At 46.9% G+C, this 18,704-nt stretch carries 18 protein-coding genes; 8 read left to right on the plus strand and 10 right to left on the minus strand.

Annotated elements, in window-relative coordinates; all coding sequences use genetic code 11:
* Positions 1 to 355: 355 nt before the first annotated feature.
* From FYJ45_RS23855 to FYJ45_RS23890, 8 genes are all read right to left on the minus strand, one after another.
* Positions 356 to 2,194 (minus strand): recombinase family protein, encoded by a 1,839-nt coding sequence (locus FYJ45_RS23855; protein WP_154467523.1) that lies wholly within the window; start codon positions 2,192 to 2,194, stop codon positions 356 to 358.
* Between the two features lie 60 nt (positions 2,195 to 2,254).
* A complete protein-coding gene (locus FYJ45_RS31140; RefSeq protein WP_006060503.1) occupies positions 2,255 to 2,461 on the minus strand; it encodes an SHOCT domain-containing protein in 207 nt (68 codons plus the stop codon).
* 356 nt (positions 2,462 to 2,817) lie between these two features.
* Positions 2,818 to 3,060, minus strand: coding sequence for a helix-turn-helix domain-containing protein (locus tag FYJ45_RS23865; protein ID WP_154467525.1), 243 nt, complete (start codon positions 3,058 to 3,060; stop codon positions 2,818 to 2,820).
* A gap of 6 nt (positions 3,061 to 3,066) precedes the next feature.
* On the minus strand, positions 3,067 to 3,498 hold the full coding sequence (locus FYJ45_RS23870) for a sigma-70 family RNA polymerase sigma factor (RefSeq protein WP_015554803.1): 432 nt from the start codon (positions 3,496 to 3,498) through the stop codon (positions 3,067 to 3,069).
* A 585-nt stretch (positions 3,499 to 4,083) separates the two neighbouring features.
* Positions 4,084 to 4,425 carry a YxeA family protein gene (locus tag FYJ45_RS23875; protein ID WP_154467526.1) on the minus strand — a complete coding sequence of 114 codons (342 nt, stop codon included), beginning with the start codon at positions 4,423 to 4,425 and terminating at the stop codon, positions 4,084 to 4,086.
* Positions 4,426 to 4,531: 106 nt separating this feature from the next.
* Positions 4,532 to 5,320, minus strand: a complete 789-nt coding sequence (locus FYJ45_RS23880) for an ABC transporter permease (RefSeq protein WP_154467527.1) — start codon at positions 5,318 to 5,320, stop codon at positions 4,532 to 4,534.
* A gap of 10 nt (positions 5,321 to 5,330) precedes the next feature.
* The gene (locus tag FYJ45_RS23885) at positions 5,331 to 6,116 is read right to left on the minus strand and encodes an ABC transporter permease (RefSeq protein WP_154467528.1); all 786 of its coding nucleotides are present in this window, start codon (positions 6,114 to 6,116) and stop codon (positions 5,331 to 5,333) included.
* The gene (locus FYJ45_RS23890; protein WP_154467529.1) at positions 6,109 to 7,032 is read right to left on the minus strand and encodes an ABC transporter ATP-binding protein; all 924 of its coding nucleotides are present in this window, start codon (positions 7,030 to 7,032) and stop codon (positions 6,109 to 6,111) included. The genes FYJ45_RS23885 and FYJ45_RS23890 overlap by 8 nt, the downstream gene beginning before the upstream one ends.
* Positions 7,033 to 7,192: 160 nt before the next feature.
* Between FYJ45_RS23890 and FYJ45_RS23895 the strand changes: the two genes are divergently transcribed.
* From FYJ45_RS23895 to FYJ45_RS23935, 8 genes are all read left to right on the plus strand, one after another.
* Entirely contained in the window at positions 7,193 to 7,888 is a 696-nt protein-coding gene (locus FYJ45_RS23895; protein WP_154467530.1) for a response regulator transcription factor, read from the plus strand.
* Positions 7,885 to 9,249, plus strand: coding sequence for a sensor histidine kinase (locus FYJ45_RS31925; RefSeq protein ID WP_321170299.1), 1,365 nt, complete (start codon positions 7,885 to 7,887; stop codon positions 9,247 to 9,249). Before FYJ45_RS23895 ends, FYJ45_RS31925 begins: the two co-directional genes overlap by 4 nt.
* Before the next feature lie 282 nt (positions 9,250 to 9,531).
* On the plus strand, positions 9,532 to 9,900 hold the full coding sequence (locus tag FYJ45_RS23910) for a helix-turn-helix domain-containing protein (RefSeq protein ID WP_154467532.1): 369 nt from the start codon (positions 9,532 to 9,534) through the stop codon (positions 9,898 to 9,900).
* A gap of 228 nt (positions 9,901 to 10,128) precedes the next feature.
* Complete coding sequence (locus tag FYJ45_RS23915) at positions 10,129 to 10,458, plus strand: plasmid mobilization protein (RefSeq protein WP_002566656.1); 330 nt, start codon at positions 10,129 to 10,131, stop codon at positions 10,456 to 10,458.
* The gene (locus tag FYJ45_RS23920) at positions 10,419 to 11,753 is read left to right on the plus strand and encodes a relaxase/mobilization nuclease domain-containing protein (protein WP_154467533.1); all 1,335 of its coding nucleotides are present in this window, start codon (positions 10,419 to 10,421) and stop codon (positions 11,751 to 11,753) included. The genes FYJ45_RS23915 and FYJ45_RS23920 overlap by 40 nt, the downstream gene beginning before the upstream one ends.
* The gene (locus FYJ45_RS23925) at positions 11,750 to 12,121 is read left to right on the plus strand and encodes a cysteine-rich VLP domain-containing protein (protein WP_008689659.1); all 372 of its coding nucleotides are present in this window, start codon (positions 11,750 to 11,752) and stop codon (positions 12,119 to 12,121) included. The genes FYJ45_RS23920 and FYJ45_RS23925 overlap by 4 nt, the downstream gene beginning before the upstream one ends.
* Before the next feature lie 274 nt (positions 12,122 to 12,395).
* Complete coding sequence (locus FYJ45_RS23930; protein ID WP_154467534.1) at positions 12,396 to 13,325, plus strand: hypothetical protein; 930 nt, start codon at positions 12,396 to 12,398, stop codon at positions 13,323 to 13,325.
* Entirely contained in the window at positions 13,322 to 14,263 is a 942-nt protein-coding gene (locus FYJ45_RS23935) for a DUF1848 domain-containing protein (RefSeq protein WP_154467535.1), read from the plus strand. Before FYJ45_RS23930 ends, FYJ45_RS23935 begins: the two co-directional genes overlap by 4 nt.
* 89 nt (positions 14,264 to 14,352) lie before the next feature.
* On the opposite strand, the gene FYJ45_RS23940 is transcribed toward FYJ45_RS23935, so the two are convergent.
* Together FYJ45_RS23940 and FYJ45_RS23945 are read right to left on the minus strand one after the other, a co-directional pair.
* Positions 14,353 to 14,559: a transposon-transfer assisting family protein gene (locus tag FYJ45_RS23940; protein WP_154467536.1), complete on the minus strand. Its 207-nt coding sequence runs from the start codon at positions 14,557 to 14,559 to the stop codon at positions 14,353 to 14,355.
* 3 nt (positions 14,560 to 14,562) lie between these two features.
* Positions 14,563 to 18,492 carry an LPD25 domain-containing protein gene (locus FYJ45_RS23945; protein ID WP_456298385.1) on the minus strand — a complete coding sequence of 1,310 codons (3,930 nt, stop codon included), beginning with the start codon at positions 18,490 to 18,492 and terminating at the stop codon, positions 14,563 to 14,565.
* Positions 18,493 to 18,704: the final 212 nt, after the last annotated feature.

Raw genomic sequence — 18,704 nt, forward strand, 5'->3', positions numbered from 1 at the left:
ATTAAAACGGCATAAGAGGTCCGCATGTGCGACTTGGTTCAAAAGGAAAGTACTAAATCAGGGGCTTGAAGTTCATATCAAGCTCTTGATTTTGAGCCCCTGACTTAGAACTTTCCTAATCTATTCTCTTCTACGCACACACTGCTCTGTCACCACCCAATACCTTCTATCAATATTTTATCATGTTCTTCTCTCTTTTTCCATCGGAACCCGCTTTTTCCCCGGAGTATCCCTTTTGCTAAAAAGTATGGGTTTTGCCAAATCGTTTTCACTCCTCGGCAAAACCCATATTAAACCACATATTAAACTCACATGGCGTTACCCCATCCCTACTTCCACGGTAACTTATCCATATCTATTTTTGCAAAAACACAACTCCATTTTCCCCAAATAATCCCGTAAACGCCCATAGAATCAAGCTTCCCGCACCAGCAACACGGCGGTTTCCACATGTGTTGTCGCTATGATAGGAATACATTGACTTTGCCTCGTCGGTTGTATGGGAACACAAACCGGCGTTCTGTTTTGCCGTCTTACTATTCTTTCTCGGTGGCTTAAAGTTTGTCCCGTCCAAACTATTTTTGAATCCGGTCTTATAGATAAATGTCAGCATGGACGGGTCTTTGTTGCCATCTTCATCATACCCTCCAACAATAACTTTTTCAACTATACTTTCAAAGACATAGCGATCAAAGGTGTCCAGCACTTCGTTTTCTTCCAGCGTCTTGCGAAACTCTGCAATTCGCTTTTTCATAGTGCTTTCCGTTTCGGCTGATTCTTGCAAATCCTCCCGTTGTTTTTGAAGCTGTTCAATCTGGTTGCTTAAATCAAAATACTTCTGTTCGTAGGTATCTTTGTCAATGATTTCTTCCAGCCGCATATCAACCAGCTTGGCCCGTTTCACATCCAATGCAGCAATATCTTTTTCTACTTTAGCTAACTGTTTGCCTGCATTACCGTCCGAAAGTGTTTCTTCTGTCCGGGCAATAAATTCGTCTAATACATCTTTGTTGTTTTGGCATAGAAGCCGGTAGGATTCGATAAATGCCTGTTCAATGGTTTCCTCGGCAATTCCTTTACTGTCGGGACAAAACTTCTTGCCTTTTTTAGTGGCAGTCACACATTGCCAGATAACCTTATTATACTGTGAACCGCTATGCCAGCTCCGCCTTGTAAGTGTGCTGCCGCAGAAGCCACATTCCATCATACAACTAAAGGCATATTTCCGGCTGAATTTTTCACGCTTTCCATCCGTACCTAAACGACGCGGCTTTGCTCGGCGCTTCAAAATCTCCTGTGCCTTTTCAAACATTTCTTCTGAAATAATGGCCTCATGGTGATCCCGGATATAGAACTGATCTTCTTCACCGAAATTATCCAAACGGCGTTTAGAGATAGGGTCAAGTGTAAATGTTTTCCCCATCAAAATATCGCCCTTGTATTTTTCGTTCTTAATTATGCCAATTACCGTTGTTTCGGCCCATCGGGTGCTACCGCGTTTTGTCTTATACCCTAAGTGTTCAAGCTCTTGCGAAATTACAGAACCTCCGGCTCCCTCGATATAGCGCCGGAAGATATATCGCACGATTTCGGCTTCTTCTTCGTTGATTGTAATGCTCTTATCCTCTGGATGATAGTCATATCCTAAACATCCTTGGAACCCAACCAACTCGCCACGCTGCATTTTCATTTTTAAGCCCTTTTTAACATTTGCAGAAATATTCTCAACTTCCTGCTGTGCAACAGAGCTTAAAATAACAAGAAGCAATTCACCGTCCATCGTTAAAGTATTTATATTTTCTTCCTCAAAGAAAACGGCAATCCCTTTTTCTTTCAACATACGAACATACTTCAATGTGTCCAGTGTATTTCTTGCAAAACGGGAAATGGATTTTGTGATTATCATATCGACATCACCATTCATGCAGTCGTTAATCAAACGCTGAAAATCTTCCCGCTTCGTCACCTGTGTACCTGTAATCGCTTCATCGGCGTAGATACCAGCTAAGTCCCATTCAGGTTTGCTTTTAATCAAATCCGTATAATGCTGAACCTGTGATTTGTAACTGTTGAGCTGATCTTCACTATCGGTACTTACTCGACAATAAGCAGCAACTCGTAGGCGCTTTGCTAAATTAGCTCTCGATCTGGACGAAAGCACATTTCGCGCCTTAATAATTTCTACATCTTTCATGGCGGCCCTCCTTTTTGTGTTCCTATCATAGTGTTATTGTAACACAAGAAAAGCCACAATTCAAGATAATAGATCAGAAACGATTTTATAGTCTTTCATAAGACGATTTTTGATTAGGGAATATTCTCTATCAGAAATCAGCTTCTTTTCCAAAAGCTGCTTGAGAAAAGCAAGTTGCATACTATATCGAATCAAGTTGTCTTTTTTCAAAGAAAATTCCCCCTTTCCATAACAAAGAAAAGGGGCAAAACGGACGGCTGCTGGCACAGCTCCACGGGAATCTCACCCCCGCGTGGTTCTCACGCGGCCCTGCTCGTTGCCTGCGACGCTTCAAACGCTCGGACTACGACGGCAAGGGAGTATCATTGTCCTGCCTGTGCGTCGTCGCCCGCAGGCTGCCACACCTGCTTTACGGCCCGGTAAAATCGCTCCGCTTACCCCAATGAGGGAAAGCCTCTTGGCGTACCTGCCGCCCGGCTCGGCACAGACAGAATGTGTCCGTCTGCCCTATGACGCGCCGCCATTGTCCTGCGGGCGTATTTGTCAAGGAGCAAAGGGGCCGCCGGGAAAACAGGCAGGCGGGGAAAGGGAAAGCCGCCTGTCTATGGCCGGGGCCTTAACCGTCAGTCGCCAATGGGACTAACGATGGAATGGATCAGCTTGATTTGCAATCGGCGCTTCATATACTTGTCAATGCAGATATGAGGCTGGCCGCTGCCGTCATAGAGCGTCCGGGTACACAGCTTATTGATGTAGCCGTCATAATGCTGCAAGACACGCTCCACGGCTTCGGCGTTACCGGCGCAGGCCGCGTCGATCACAAAATCAGGCAGAGGGCTTTTGCCCTTGTAACTGGATTGCTTCATCCGCGTTTAACCTCCCTCCGGCATGAACGCCATCAATTTTACACGCAGGTCTTTCAGGGTGCTTGTCCTGTGGCGCTGTACTGCGCTGCGGGACATTCCCATCAGGCGGCCAATTTCTTCGTCAGTCAAATCCAGAACAAAGCGGAGAATCAAAATACTCTGCTCGTCTTTTGGCAGGCTGGCAAACGCTTCGGCCACAAGCTCGTTGTCGATATGTAGGTCATAGCCATGCGAACTGAATGTAAAGCTGTCGCAGGAATACCGATCTACGGTCGAGAGCTTGTCCCAATCAGCCGGGGAAAGAGCGTCCAGCGACACTTCACGGTCGCGGCGGCACTTCATTTCCCGCAGATAATCTATCGCCTCATGGTACAGAACCAGCTTGCAGTAGCGGTCAAACTGGCCCCATTCACCGTATTTGCGGGGGATCGCTTCCATCTTCTCACCCCCTTTCTGTGGGGGATGTGGTGGTTCTCTCCCTTTCCGCCAATAGAGCGAATGGAATCTCTCTGGCTGCCCGCTAAATGCCTCCTTTTTTCACTTTTTTGAAATTTCTTTTTGCACCGGGAAGCAGGCCGCAGGAAACAACAAAATTCGCCCGGCAGGTCAAAGACCTGCTGGGCGAAACAAAAAGAAATATGTTCTTTTCCTACATGGTATAGTACATACTTGCAGCCGCTTGTCCCCGCTGCCGGGGGACGGCTTTTTTTGACAGGCTAACCCCTGTCAGAATTTGTCGAAGCGGTTTTCGTTGCATGGCGGCTCCCTCCTAAAGCCGCCATGCCAGAACACGGTGCAGGGGTCGTCGAAGCAAAAAGAAACGGCGGCCTTGATGTATTCAAAGCCGCCGTTTCATAAGCGCGTGAAAATGTGTCTGCTTTACGACGGCTTTTTTTCTTTTGCCGTCGTGCGGCAGATCAATGGGAATTATCTCTATTATTCGCATATTAACTATGCTTCATTTTGGCGGAAGTAACTTTTTCAGTTTTTGCATTCGTTTACTTCCTATGAGTAACTGTCGCCTTATTCGTTATAATACTGCTGAACCTTTGCGGGTAATTTCTCATATTCTGTTTCTGCCCATGTCACAACACCTCGGATAAAATTGACTTTCAGGCAAAGAAACGCATCATCAGTCAAAACACGGCTTGTTTCAAATACTATGTCCTTTTCGTTTCCGTTCTCGTCGTAAGCCGACAGTGTGTATTTATAATTCATTTCCCCGTGTGGTGCAATCTCCTGTACCCAGTTATTATCAATTTGCGTATAGTAATCCTCATTCTGGGTCGCCAAAAATGCCACACCCATGCAGAGAACGACTAATATTGCTGCAACAATTCCTAAAACGACTTTTTTTGATTTCATTTGAACAGTCCTCCTATACATTTCCTTTTTTCTTACTGCCGATTATGGCAAGTAGTAAAATAGCGGAAGTAATGCCACACACGATAATTGTTCTTTTCATAATAAGCTACCTCGTACTGCGAGTTCTTTTGTGAACCACTTTTCCTGATTTATTTTTCTTTACGGTCTTTGCCTCACGATTTCTAGCTGTTGAAACGATGATAAATGTTACGGCCAGCACAAACAAGATGGGTACTATACTCAAGAAAACATTTCCTGTGGGATCACTACTTCCATCCTGATAACCAATTAGAGTAAGGCCCGCTGTAATAGGATAAAGGTCACGCAGTCCGTGGCCGGATGCCATCATTCCAACAAAACCATAAAAGAAAGCAAATCCAACCCCAGCCATAAAGCTACCGCTTCTCTGCGCGGTAAAGGCAATGATAGGCATAACTGCGATATAAGAAATCAAATTGATCCCAATCATCTGAAGCAGCACTTGTACCGCACCACTTGCGGAAAAACCGGGAAAACCGCTGACAAAGAAAACAATGATTGTAAACACAAACTCAATAACAGACAGTGCTATCGCCATACAGCCAACAGTAATCAGTTTTCCAATCAGCATTTTACGGAAAGAAACAGGAATCGTCAGAATATTCTTTAATGTATCGTCCGTTCGCTCACGATCAATGATATAACCGGCAATCAATGTAATTGTTGCGGGATATATCAGAACCAAATTGTTCCAAATCACGCTGGAAGAAAAGTTTATCAGTGTGTGGCTCACTCCGTCAGAGGCCGTTGCCATAAATCGGGAAAGCAGCACAACGGTAAGCATTGTTGCCACTCCAATCCAGATTACAGAGTACCGCTTCATTTTGTAAAACTCTGTTTTTATGATATTTACCATTTTCCTCACCTCAACTTTCACGCTTGCTATATATTCTGACAATCGCCAGATAAGACAGTAACCCAATAATAATGACGGTTAACACAACAAGCCACAGAGGAAGAAAATAGGGTTCTATCACAGAATAGGCAGGTGTTCCGGGATCGACAAACTGGGTAGCCTGCCATCGGTAAATAATAGGTGCTGGCAGTATGCTCGTAAGAAGTCGCATCATAGGGTCTGTGGTAGCAAACATTCCTCCATACGCAAGCATAAAGTCGAACATCGTATAAAAAAAGGTCAAGATTATCGAAAAAATATAAGAACGATTGAATCCGACAATCGCAATGACAACCGGCAAAATGCTTGTTGTATAAAGCAAATCTGTGATAATTGCAATGCCGAAGTTTTTTCCAATATCCGTCAGCTCACTTCCAGCAATTAGACCGCCAATCATTGACGAAAGCATCGTGGCAATAGCAAAAATCAGTCCCAAAATGTAAAGCACAGCGATTTTGGCCGTGGCAATTTTAATCGGGGAAATGGGAATCGTGCGTAGGTTTTTCAAAGTGTCGTTATCACGCTCCATAAAAAACAACATAGCTGCAATGATCCCTAAAACAGCAGGAAGCATAATCGGCATACCCATAGTAGCCAGCAAGCCGAAAACCGCCTCAAAGCCAGTAAAGTTTCCCACACTTCCAGCCAGCACAAGAGCTGTAAATGGGATCGGAAACAGAAATGCGGAAAAAACCACAAATGATACAAAGTGTTTCCTCTTTAACTTCCGCATTTCGCATTGAATCAGTTTAAGCAATCCCCTCACCCCCCGTAATTCTCTTGAAGTAATCCTCCAAAGTATCCTCACAGAGATGGGCTTCTTGAATGTCAATGCCAGCCTCAATAAAAGAACGATTTATTCTTGCTACTGGCAGGGCGGTGTCATAAAGATACAGATTATTGGCATCCGCAAGCTGAATATCCTTGCTGCAAAATGTTGTGGCAATAATCTGTGCTGCTTTTTTTGCGTCTGACACACAGAAGTGGATATATTTGGCGTTTTTGGCTTCCAATTCTTTCAGGCTTTCTTCTTCCAGCAAATTCCCATGATCTATAATTCCAACATCATCTGCCAGCAGGGAAATTTCCGAAAGAATGTGGCTAGAAATTAAAATGGTTTTTCCTCTGGTGTCGCACAATTCCCTGATGAAATCGCGCACCTCTGCAATACCGATGGGATCAAGTCCGTTGATCGGTTCATCTAAAATCAGCAGTTCAGGATCGTGCATAACGGCCAGAGCAATCGCCAACCGTTGTTTCATGCCGAGAGAATATTGAGAAAACAACTTCTTGTCCCGATAAGGTAGGTTGACAAGTTCCAAAGCCCCTTTGATATAACGAGGATTTTTTAAGCCTCGTAGTTCGGCAAAAATCTTCAAGTTTTCCGTTCCCGTTAAATTGGGGTAAAAGCCCGGTGACTCAATCAGACAACCAATGCGGGGCAAGATTTTCTTTTCATTGCCATGAAACGGTTCTCCAAATATTGTTACCTCACCGGAAGTCGGGGCTGTCAGTCCCAGCAACATTTTCATGGTCGTTGTCTTACCGGCACCATTGCGCCCCAGTAGTCCATAGATACGGCCCTTTTTCACATGAATATTCAGATTGGAAACACTAGTCTGATTGCCGTATCTTTTTGTCAGATCATGCGTTTCAATAATGTAATCACTCATAATAGCTTGCGCCTCCTTTTTGTTTTCGTAATCAGCATAGCACACCAACTTTGAGATAACTTTGAGCTAACCTTGAATTTACTTTGAGATTTTAGGGACAGAATAGGCAATCTAACCATCTTGCGGTATAATAAAAACAGAATAAAAAAAGAGGTGTCTTATGAACGATAGAATTATTCTTGTAGTGGACGATGAAGCTGAATTGCTAGAAATGGTGAAGTCCATCTTTGAAAGAGCAGGATTCACACAAATATTGACGGCGGCCTCTGGTAAAACCGCATTGGAAATATGCAAAGAGAAGCAACCAGATATGGTGATTCTTGATGTTATGATGCCGGGTATGGACGGTTTTACAACACTAAGGGAACTCCGAAAAACAAGCAAAGTTCCTGTTTTGATGCTGACGGCTCGCGGCGAAGCAGAGGACAAGTTTGCTGGTTTTGAAAATGGTGCAGACGATTACCTTCTGAAACCGTTTTTGCCGAAAGAATTATTGTTCAGGGTACAGGCAATATTAAAGCGGGTCTACCCGGAGAAAGAGCGTAAGGTGTTTTTTGACGCTGCAACTGTTGATTTGGAAAAAGCAACGGTGCAATGTAATGGAAAAAGTAGCTCATTGACCGCCAAAGAGTTCCAGCTTTTTGAAAAGTTATACGAAAATGCCGGTAGGATTGTGACTACTGGTGCATTATGTCAGACGATTTGTGGTGATTACTGGCAAGGATATGAAAGTACACTGGCTACCCATATTCGGCATTTAAGAGAGAAAATTGAAGAAAATCCATCAAAGCCGGTTGCACTTGTGACAATCAAAGGAATAGGGTATCGCTTGAATATAAAGGGGGTGCAGGAGTGAACACATCAAATCGTTTTTTTCGGCGCTATATATTTTCAACTGTTAGAATTGTAATCCTTTTTTTCGCAGTCAATATTATTTTGATGGTCGTGTATTTTGTGATAGCCTATTTTGGAAATGTGGCAACATCCAACTTTCCTATTGAGGATTTTTCAAATCATGTCGTCCTAGAAAACGGACAATTCAAAGGAGATCAATATGCAGCAGAACTGTTGAATGACGCAAACGCATGGGCCATGATATTAGACGAAAATGGTACAGTTATATGGGAAGAAAACCTGCCGGAAGAATTACCATGTCATTATTCTGCCACGGACATTGCTATGTTCAGCCGATGGTATCTCGACGATTATCCAGTAAATATTTGGAGGCGGCAGGATGGACTTCTTGTAATTGGCCTACCTCCGGGCAATGTCCTGAATTACCATTTCTCTTTTAGGGCGCAGTATATGGGGCCTCTCTTATTTGGATTGATAGCAGTGTTTTGTATCAATATCTTATTGATGATATACTTGTTTATCCACAATGCCCGTCGAGTAGAAAAATCAATGGTTCCAATTCTAAATAGTATTGAACATCTTTCCGCCGGAAATCCTATTCATCTGGAAGAAAAAGGAGAATTAGCAGAAATCAATGCTAGTTTGAATAAAGCTGGTCACTATTTGATGAAAAAGGACAACACTCGTGCAGAGTGGATTAGAGGAATATCCCATGATATACGCACACCGCTATCTATGATTTTGGGATATGCAAGTGAAATTGAAGAAACATCTTCTTTGCCAGAATCAACCAGAAAGCAAGCCGGAATTATCCGCAGATACGGTGAACGCTTAAAAGACTTGATTTCTGATTTGAATTTGACAACAAAATTAGAATATTCCATGCAGCCTTTACAAAAGCAATGCTTTGACCCGGTTGAGTTAGCGCGTCAAGTTGTCAGCGATATACTAAACGATGGCATATCAGGACTTTATGAATTGCAATTATTGGGAGACAATTCTGGTAAAAATATCTTAATTGTCGGGGATCAGGCTTTACTTAGTCGAATGTTAAATAATCTAATACGAAATTGTATCGTTCATAATCCTAGTGGGTGCAGAATACAAGTTTCCATTAGCAGTAATGATACAATTTGCATTTTTACTGTTACGGACAATGGACATGGAATAAATGAGGCACAGTTAAATGCACTGAACAGTGACAAAGATATTTCCAGTACGCAAAAGCCGACAGAGGAAAGGGAACACGGTCTAGGTATTAGAATTGTACGACAGATTGTAAAAGCACATCAGGGAACCATCCAATTTACTGATACGGTGCCTCATGGATTAACCGTCAATATTTTCTTACCAATGAAATAATAGGAACACATTACTATCTATACATTTTGGTTGGTAAAACAGGCATTGCAGAACTTTTCTGGCATCGTAGAAGAACAGCAGGATAAATTATCTAAATTCCATCAGAACAGGATTATAACGCATAGAAAAAGACATAAAGAAACGCCGGGTGCAGGGTCAGCAGGCCGTTGCATCTGGCGTTTTATATTTCTCAATATATGAATTATAAAGTTTAATCTTCCTGCATATAGCAACATTCCATTGAGAAAATATGAAATATACAATGTAGATGGGTGGTGCTATATGGCAAATATCAAAGATTGTCCTGGCTTTGAAACTTTTGGCGCGGATATAAAAGCGGCGCGGAAAGTCAAGCAGTTATCGCGTAAGACGCTGGCGGAACAGGTCAATATCGACTGGCGCTATCTTGCCAACATCGAAAATGACGGCACGATTCCCAGCCTGCCGGTTATCATACAGCTTATCAAAATCTGCGGGCTTCCTGTGGAACGGTATTTTAACCCGGAGATCATGCGGGAGGAAAGCGCACAGCGGCAGCGGATCAGCCACAAGCTGAAACTCTGCCCGGAAGAATTTCTGCCGATCATCGAGGGCGCGATTGACGGGGCCATTCAAATTCAACAGAAGAATGACGAAACGGAGGGTGCATGACAACCCTCTGTTTTGTTTTTGGGAGGACGCAAATTGCGCCCTCTCTTTTTTTGTGCGGTTTTCGGAAAAACCGGGATTTTGCGGGTATTTCCTTGGGATCAGAACGCTTTTTAGGGGAAGAAGAACAAAGACAGCAAGCATAGGGAGTGTAGCCACACTCCCGGCAAACGGCTTCCCGTTTGTATCTTGGGGAAGTCCCCAAACCCCTGAATGAATGGAGGTGAGAAAGTGGCAAACCGAAAACGGAAGTTTGTGCTGCGCGTCCCGGTGACGCCGGAGGAACGGGCGCTGATCCAGCAGAAGATGGCCCAGCTTGGCACAAAGAACTTTTCTGCCTACGCCCGGAAAATGCTGATTGACGGCTATATCGTCCATATCGACACCGGCCCCGTCCGGGCGCAGACCGCAGAGCTGCAAAAAATCGGCGTCAACATCAACCAGATTGCAAGGCGTATCAACAGTACCGGGACTGTGTACGCGCAGGACTTGGAGGACATCAAGGGGGCGCTGGCACAGATATGGCAGTTACAAAGATCCATCCTATCAAGTCAACGCTGAAAAAGGCGCTGGACTACATCGAGAACCCGGACAAGACCGATGAAAAGCTGTTCGTTTCTTCCTATGGCTGTTCCTATGAAACGGCGGATATTGAATTTCAAATGCTGTTAGATCAGGCGTACCAAAAGGGAAACAATCTGGCCCACCACCTGATACAAGCCTTTGAACCGGGGGAAACCACGGCGGAACAGGCCCACGAGATCGGGCGGCAGCTTGCAGATGAAGTGCTGCAAGGCAAATACCCCTATGTGATTACCACCCATATCGACAAGGGCCATCTGCATAACCACATCATTTTCTGCGCCGTGGATATGGCGAACCAGCGCAAGTACATTTCCAACCGCCAGAGCTACGCCTTTATCCGGCGTACCAGCGACCGACTGTGCAAGGAACACGGCCTGTCTGTGGTAAAGCCCGGCAAGGACAAGGGCAAGACCTACGCCGAGTGGGACGCACAGAAAAAGGGCAAAAGCTGGAAAGTAAAACTGAAAATCGCCATCGACGCGGCCATCCCGCAGGTCAAAGACTTTGACGGCTTTCTGCGGTTCATGGAGGCGCAGGGCTATGAAGTCAAACAGGGCAAGTTTATTTCATTCCGCGCTCCCGGACAGGAACGCTTCACCCGCTGCAAGACCTTGGGGGAGGATTACACCGAGGAACGGATCACCCAGCGGATCAAGGGCATTGCCATTGACCGGGGGCCGCGCAGAAGAAGTACCGGGGAAATCTCCTTGCGGATCGCCTTGGAGGACAGTATCAAGGCCCAGCAGTCGGCGGGCTATGTGCGGTGGGCGAGGCTGCATAACTTGAAGCAGGCCGCCAATTCCCTAAACTTCATCACAGAACACCAGATCGACAGCTACGAGGGTTTGGAAAGCAGGCTGGCCGAGATCAGCGCGGCAAACGACGCGGCGGCCTCCGCCCTGAAAGACGCAGAACGCCGCCTTGGGGATATGGCGCTGCTGATAAAAAACCTCTCCGCCTACAAGCAGCTCCGGCCTGTGGCGCTGGAACTGCGAAATGCCAAAGACAAGGCCGCGTTCCGGCGGCAGCATGAAAGCCAACTGATCTTGTATGAGGCGGCGGCAAAGGCACTCAAAGAGGCCGGGATCACAAAGCCCCCCAACCTGTACGCCCTCAAAACCGAGTATAAAAAGCTGGACGCAGAACGGGAACGGCTGTCCGCACAGTACAGCGAAGCGAAACAGAAATTGAAAGAATACGGCATTATCAAGCAGAATGTAGACAGCATTTTACGGACAGCGCCGGGAAAGGAGCATACGCAGGAACGATGAACATACCGAGAATGAGTTACCCTCAATACCGCAAGGCCCGCAGGCTCACCCATGAGTGCTGCAACTACTGTAACGGAAACTGCCTCCTGCTGGACGATGGGGAGGAATGTGTCTGTGTGCAGAGTATTTCCTATTCGCTGCTGTGCCGGTGGTTCAAGGTGGCCGTCCTGCCGCTGGACGCGGCCCTGTGCGCCGAGATCACCAAAGGCCGGGACGAGATCAAACGCTGCGCCGTCTGCGGGGCGGCGTTTACGCCCAACTCCAACCGGGCCAAATACTGCCCGGATTGTGCGGTGCAGGTACGCCGGAAGAAAGAGGCAGAACGCCAGCGGAAAAGATACCTCCTGTCTACGCATTTAGGACGGTAAAAGTCCACGGAAATCAAGGGTTTTTCCGCATGGTTGGCAGGCAGGTGGATAAAGTTATCCTGTTCCCCTAAAAACGGGGTTCTAAATGCGGGAAAATGGACAAAAAAGAAATGCCAGACGTAAGCGGACATATGGCCGCCACACCCAGCACCTTTACAGTAGCTTTTTCCCCCAATATTTGTTATACTTAATAAAATACAAATACGTCTTGTCAAAACATTCTGGATGTTCAAATAAACAACTGATTATGAATATGAAAAGGAGGAGATCTATTTTGATGCTTGAAATGATTCTCTCCAAATGTGATAAACGCAACGATCGACACGAATGCGAGCAATGTGCCGATTGCTCCTATGATACTTACTGCCCACATGATTGTGAAAAGTGCTTGGACTATATTCACAATCCATCTCATGCCCCTGATGGAGCACCGGAAAGAAAATATGACTGTACACACATGGCAAATGTTTATACATGCAAATACTCTTGCCGATATGCTTCTGAAATTGTTTATGCCGTTGAGCGGCTCAAAGATTTATCCAATTTAACAGACCTTAAAGTTCTGTCATTTGGATGCGGCCCTTGTACGGACTTATTTGCCATTGACTATCTTCGCTCTGTGGGAATCTTATCATACCAGAAACTTGAATATCGTGGTGTGGATTATAGTGAGGATGTTTGGAAATATATACACCGTGATATTAAAACATTTGAAAATGAGGATTTGAAAATCAGGTTCTACTATCAAGATGCCTGCAAGCTTATTCATACAATAGCTCAAGGAAGTTGGGTACCAAACCTTATTGTTTTCCAGTATGTTTTTTCGGATATGGAAAAGCACTCGGATGTTAAAAACATAAATAGTTTTATTGAAACTTTTGCACAGTACTATAATGAGAAAGTCGCCCCAAACACATACATTATCCTTAATGACGTAAATCTGGGGAGAGGGTATGGTGGTGGTCGGGATTATTTTGACCAGTTACGCAATAAACTTTGTAGTTCCATTTCCAGAAAAGGACGATTTTGTAACGATAATTCAAAAAGTATTTATTATCCGAGAGGTTATCCATACGGGGAAGATTCCGATGGTGAGTTTCCCAAAAACGAGAACCGCTTTGATTGGTCTCCATGGAAACAATATTCTCCATTTGATACTTGTGCAAGTGCACAGATGATTATAAAAAAGGTGGTGAAAAAATGATAATAAGTGCCAGCCGAAGGACAGACATTCCAACATATTACTCTGAATGGCTATTCAATCGTTTCAAGGAAGAATATGTTTTGGTAAGAAACCCCATGAACATTCACCAAATTGGGCAAATTAACCTTTCGCCTGATGTTGTCGATGGAATCGTTTTTTGGACAAAGAATCCGGTTCCGATGCTTCATCGTCTTTCAGAGCTTGACAAATATAATTACTACTTTCAATTTACACTGAATGCATACGATAGAGATGTCGAGCCAAATATTCCATCAAAAAATAATGTAATTATTCCAGCATTTCAGCAATTATCAAAAGCTATTGGAAAAGATCGGGTAATATGGCGATACGATCCAATTTTCTTTAATGAGCGTTATACAATGGAATATCACTGCAAATATTTTCGTGTTTTGGCATCAAAAATTGGTGAATACACAGAAAAATGTACTGTGAGCTTCCTTGATTTATATAGAAACACTGCCCGCAATACACAACCTCTGAAAATTCAGCAAGAAACAAAAGAGCAACAACTTGAAATTATGCAAATATTTTCAGAAATTTCTAAAGAATATGGTTTCTACATTGATACCTGTGCTGAGGCAATTGACCTTGAAAAATTCAGTATTGCACACGCTCATTGCATAGATAAAGAAAGATTTGAACGATTAGGAAAATGTAAATTATCTGTTGAAAAAGATCCGAATCAACGTCCTGAATGTGGTTGCATCGCAAGTATAGATATAGGAACCTACAACACATGCAGAAATGGATGCTTATACTGCTACGCAAATTATAGTCATAATACAGTAATGCGCAACACTCAAATACACAATCCAATATCGCCTTTACTTTTTGGAGAAGTTGGGCCAGACGATGTTATAAAAGAACGAAAAGTAAAATCCTGCAAGGAATGTCAAATGACTTTGTTTGATCTGTAAAGATCAGCAATAAAGTTGGTATCAAAGAACTTGAAAAGACGCCGGACGCAAGCGGCCATATGGCCGCCGCGCCCGGCGTTTGTCGTAATTTATTTATTCTCGTCAGTGAAACTAAACTTTGCTTCCTCAAATTCTGCATCGGTCATGGCATCCAGCTTGGACATAGTGGAGTTTGCCAATGCCTGCATTTCCTTGTCCATGTCCGGCAGTGCTGCCCGGAGATTTGCCGCCGTCCTGCGGCGGTCGGCATTGTGATACAGACAGATCAGGTTTTCTTCTTCCACGGTGAAATACATTCCTCATACCTCCATTTCTTTTGATTTTTCCCGCGCCGGAGGCTTCTTTTTCTGTTCCTCCTTGGCGGCGGCAAGCTGCGCCCGGATGGACGGTTTCTTTTGTTTCTGTGTTGTCTTTCTTGTCTGCTTGGGCTTTTTGGCCTCCGCCTTGGCTGCCTCGGCCACATCCAAAAGGGAAATCTGTTCCCCGGCTTTTGCCCTTGCTTCCAGTTCTTCCATAGACGGGGCGTTGTTCATCATGCCGTCGATCATGTTGTAATTCTGCTCGGTGGACATTTCCGCCGTCTTGATATGGCTTTCCTGCTGGGCGGGGATAGCAAAGGCTCTTGTGCCGTTTGCCATAATCAGATACCTGCCGTCCTCCGACTGGTGGTGGAATCCATACCCGGCGGCCTCCATCTGTTCCCGGCTCCTGTCGGTTAGATAGAAACGGCCCCTCGGTGTCTGGATTTGTTCGCCGGTCATGCACTCGTCCGGCGTGAGCTGCTTTTCCGACTGGGCGAAGAACTCCGGTACCTGCCGGTAGTCGGCCCCCTCGTCCACATAGTAGGCGGTCTGTTTGCCATCCTGCCGGAACACCACAATATCCCCCATAGAGAGGGAATGTCCCTTGTAATCGGCGGGATGTTCCATGTTGAAACGGCGGTAAATCTCGTCCAGTGTGGTGTCCTTGTCCAGCGGCGCGGTATAGACAAGCTGGTAATTCTTCCTGTCCACCGAAAGCCCGTCCGCCTGCAATTCCTCATAGGAACGGTAGCGCAAGTCGCGCCCCTCCGGGCCGGGCGGCACTTGGTAGATGGAAAAGTTGGGCTGCGCCGGTGCTTCATAATCAGAGGCAACATATTCCTCCACCGTCAGCCCAGAAGCGGCGGCCTCCTGTTCCAACTCTGCCTCGATCTGTTTTTTGTAGTCCTGCAAGCTCTGGTCGAAGTCGGCAAGCTGCGGCGCCTCCGGCAAGTGGTACTGGCCTTGATTGAGAAGCGGGCGGCACTCCTTTACATAGTCTAAAACCGCGTTGAAATAAGCGGTCTGTTCCGGCGTCAGGGTTTCCCCGGATTGCAAGGGACGCCGGGCCTCCTGCTCCATAGCGGCCAGATTGCAGTGCAGCTCCATATACGGGACGAACTCATGCAGCAGCATATCCCGCTGGGCTTTGTCCGCCTCCCATGCCTCCGGCCCCTCATGGTGCAGTACATGGTTTTTCCAGCTTTCATCCTGCGCGTAGTATTCGTGGTAGCCCCGGATATGCTGGATCAGGGAACCGTCCCCATCGCCAAAGTCCTGCCGCCCCTCGTAGTTGTCCGGCTGGCCCTGCATGGTAAAGTCAATGCGGAACTTGGTCTTGTCGTACCAATGTCCTGTATAGCCCGGCTGCTCCCGGTCATGGCGTCTGGCGCTGTCCAGTTCCTTAAAAACGGCCTCGGCTTCATGCAGCGGCATTTGCTGGCCGTCTTTCAGATGGGGGCTTTCACTCCAAAGGATCGTGACAACCGGCTCCGCCGCCGGATTCTGCGCGATCTGCCGCTGGGCGTTGGCAACGGCAATCTCACTTTCGATCTCGCTTTTCACAAAGGAATCCATCTGGCCCTTTTGCAGCTCATATCCCTGTTCACACAGGCGGTTGATAAGCCCCATCACCTTGTCAGTATCGCCTACGGCCTCGGCATAGGCCATAATCCACTGCCGTTCCTCACTGCCCAAATGCGGGGCGTTTTTCTCTGCCAGCTCGATCAGGGCGGCGGCCCGGTCAGCCGGGGACGCCTCCGGCATGAACGGTTTCCCATTCAAAAGACCGTCTATCCCGTTCCATGCCTGCGACTGGGGAATGGCGTTGGCCTGTTCAGCGGCTTCCAGAAAATCATCCAGCCCGTCACCGGTCAGGGGTTCCATTGCCCCAGCTGGTCGCTCATGGATGGCAAGGATTTCTTTTCCGGCTTCCACAAGGGACAGGTCGGGATTGTCAAGCTGGCCTCCGTCCAGTTCCTTGTAGTCGGGGCCGTACAGCGTGTAATCATAGCCGGTTTCCGATGTCTGGATATACAGGTAATCGCCGCTTTCCAGACGGTAAGCGGCCTCCTGCGGGGCTTCTGCCTGTTCCAGCGTTCCATCCCCGGCAATGGTAAAGCCCTGCGCCTGCGCCGCCTCCTTGGTTCCCTGCGACACTTCGCCGGTGGATTTCAAATCCGCGTCAATCAGGGTTTGCAGCATGGCTTTTACGCTGTCGGTCATTTCCTGCTGCTGCTCCGGGGGCAGCTTGGAAAATACGCTGTCCGGGTCTGGCTGCTCGGCGGCCTGTTCCAGCGGCGCGGCCTGCGGCTGTTCCTGCTGGGCCTGCCGTTCTTTCTGAAGCTGGGCAAGGTGGCCGTCAATGGTGGTAATCAGTTCATGGGCGGTGGCCCGGATGGTTTCAAGGGAGGCTTTCAGCTCTTTCAAGTCCTTGCCGGAACTCCAACCGGCCACATAGCCAAAGGAATAATCGGAGGTGTCCAGCCCGTAGTGCTGGCAGACGGCATAGGCCACGCTTTCAGCCTGCACTTCGCGGGTGCGGCTGTCGGGGCGGTCGGCCTGCTCAATGGCCGGGGCTTCCGGGTCGATGGCGTGGAGCTTGGAATGGGCAATCTCATGGATGGCCGTCTTTAGGGTCTGTAATTCGCTCATGCCCTCCTGAATGGCGATCCGCTTCTCCGTCAGGTGATAGTAGCCGTGGGAACCGCCCGGAATGTCCTCAAAACCAATGGGAACCGGGGAGGTCTGTTCCAGCGCCTTGAAAAATTCCCCGTAGCGTTCCACGCTGCCGGTCAGTTCTTCCACGCCGATAGAGGGCAGCGGTTCCCCCTCGGTCTGGCTCACATCAAAGACGGAAACGATCTTAAAGGCCGGAACCTGTATTTCCTGTACTTCGGTAACAGGCTTTCCGTCCTTACCCATCACCGTCCTGCCCTGTGCGTCCAGCTTTTGCACTTCCTTTTTCGCCTTGAACGGGGCCGGGGCCAGTATTTTGATGGCCTTTTCGCCTTTCTTTACATTGCGGTGAAAATCTTCCCGCCACTTGTTGTAGCCCGCCACAAGCTGTCCGCCCTGCATGGCGATCAGGAGGGTGTTGTTGAAGCTGTAACTGTGGAACTTGGACATAGTGGTGAGATAGGCTTTGTAGCGTTCACTCTCGAAAAGCTCCTGTATGCCGGTTTCCAGCCTGTCGGTGATCTCTTTCATGCAGTCGGCGCTGTTCTGGCCGTTTAAGAGAATGGGGGTGACAGGCTGCGGGGCCTTTACGGGAGCTGCCGCCTCCGGCTGCACCTTGCTTTCCTCCCGCAGAATTTTCGGCGCAGGATAGGCCATCACCCGGTATTCCTCCGGCACCGGCTGTCCCTCATGGACGCGCTGCCATTCGTCGCCGCTTTTTACCAGATAGCCATAATCGGTAAAAACACCATGCTCTGTGTTGGCAATATGCAGGCCAAAACGGGGCAGGAGAATCCCTGCTTTCCATTCCTCCGGCATACCCACCATGCCGGAACGGTTTAGATAGTAGTCGCCCAACTGTCCTGTGCCGGTGACATCCGGCAAATGCACATAAAAGTCCACATTTTCGGGATAATCGATAATCTGGCCGATATTGTAAAAATCACTCTGCGGGCTTGTCAGGGCGGCGTTCAGCTCCGCAAGTTCGGCGGCGTCCAGCTTTTCCAATCTTGCAGCAAGGAAGTTTAGCTCATCCATGCCTGCGGACAGCACCATATCACGGGGCAGCTTAATAGGTCGCGCCTGTGGGCTTCGATAGTCGTACAAGAAAAAGTCCTGCGGATTATCGGCACTGATCCCGATTTCCCGCAGGGCTGCTTGCAGTTTTTCGGTTGTGGTCGGCAGAGAAAACCATAGTCCTTCTTTGCCTTGCTCATAACGCTGTCGGTTATGAAGCAGTACGGAAAACACTTCGCTCATTTGTCGCTCCTTTCTGAAAATGGCATAAGAAAAGCAGGAAACCTTTGAAAGATTTCCTGCCAAACCTATTATATGAAATATCAATAGAATGGTGTTTTTAACATCTCTGAATAATATACGGGTTTATTCAATTCATATTTTTGCATTACATCACGCACTACATCTTCAAACCATTTTGGCGCATAAGGAGAAATGTACACTGC

Source organism: Eisenbergiella porci, from assembly GCF_009696275.1.
Lineage (GTDB): Bacteria > Bacillota > Clostridia > Lachnospirales > Lachnospiraceae > Eisenbergiella > Eisenbergiella porci.